Origin of the sequence: Oceanimonas baumannii (genome assembly GCF_002245495.1) — a bacterium.
Taxonomy (GTDB): Bacteria; Pseudomonadota; Gammaproteobacteria; order Enterobacterales; family Aeromonadaceae; genus Oceanimonas; species Oceanimonas baumannii.
The window spans coordinates 1-1,036 of record NZ_NQJF01000065.1 but is presented as its reverse complement, the minus strand read 5'-3'; the positions used below and the strand labels follow the sequence as shown (position 1 = coordinate 1,036).

General features: G+C 42.8%; 3 protein-coding genes. All 3 read left to right on the top strand.

The window, feature by feature from the left end:
• Positions 1–415 (top strand): cation diffusion facilitator family transporter (locus B6S09_RS18935; RefSeq protein ID WP_211281105.1); only part of this gene is annotated, 415 nt, incomplete at its 5' end.
• On the top strand, positions 415–855 hold the full coding sequence (locus B6S09_RS18930; protein WP_094279865.1) for an NUDIX domain-containing protein: 441 nt from the start codon (positions 415–417) through the stop codon (positions 853–855). The genes B6S09_RS18935 and B6S09_RS18930, both read left to right, overlap by 1 nt.
• On the top strand, positions 852–1,036 hold a 185-nt coding region (locus B6S09_RS18925), incomplete at its 3' end, for an aminotransferase class III-fold pyridoxal phosphate-dependent enzyme (protein ID WP_141202011.1). The genes B6S09_RS18930 and B6S09_RS18925, both read left to right, overlap by 4 nt.

Below are 1,036 nucleotides of genomic sequence, written 5' to 3'. Positions count from 1 at the left end.
ATATAGTGCTTATAAACTCATCCGTAAATCGGTTGCGGGTTTAATGGACGAAGCCGATTTTCAGGTAGTAACGGATATTATTAATGTACTGAGCGAAAAACGCCGTGAGTCCTGGATAGATGTACACAACCTGCGTGCCCAGAAATATGGTAACGAACTACATATCGATTGCCATATGACCCTACCCAGCTACTTCGACCTGAATAAAGCCCATGTCGAAGTATCGTTGGTTGATAAACTGATCAACAAAGAGGTAGGCATCAAAACCGAATTGTTTATTCACTCGGATCCCTGCGTACCCGACTGCTGCCACTACTGCAGCATGCCCGATTGCCCCATCCGCTCTGAACCGCAAACAGAAACCATTGCCTGGACAATGGATAAGGTAGTACGCAACAAAAAGCATTTTGAATAATGGAATACTTTAATGTAAGGGTTTATGGCCTGCTGCTTAATGATAATGACGAACTACTGATTAGTGATGAGCAGGAGTATGGCATGCGTTTTTCAAAATTCCCGGGTGGCGGTCTTGAGCTTGGTGAGGGCCTGATTGAGGGGCTTAAACGCGAATTTATGGAAGAGTGCAATTTGGAGATAGAAATTATCAGTCATTTTTATACTACGGATTTTGCTGTAAAATCGGCCTTTAATAATTCGCAAATTATCAGTGTATACTATATGGTGAAAAATATTACGCCGGTTAATCTTAATATAAAAACTGTTGCCTTTGATTTTGATGGGGATGGAGAAGTGTTGCAAGCTTTCAGGTGGCTGCCGATTACTACGCTGAGTGTAGCCGACTTTGAATTTCCGACAGATAAACGTGTGGTTGAACTTTTACAGAACGAACTATGAATTTAACAAAACGCGACCTTAAAGTAATATGGCATCCCTATACCCAAATGAAAACCGCTGCACCGCCCATAGGCATTGTACGTGGTGAGGGAGCCGGTTTATTTGATGAGCAAGGCAAAAAATATATCGACGCGGTATCGTCCTGGTGGGTAAATATCCACGGGCATGCACACCCGTATAT

Excerpts from the sequence above, each read along its gene's own strand:
- B6S09_RS18930 (WP_094279865.1), top strand. The coding sequence starts at position 415 with ATGGAATACTTTAATGTAAGGGTTTATGGCCTGCTGCTTAATGATAAT.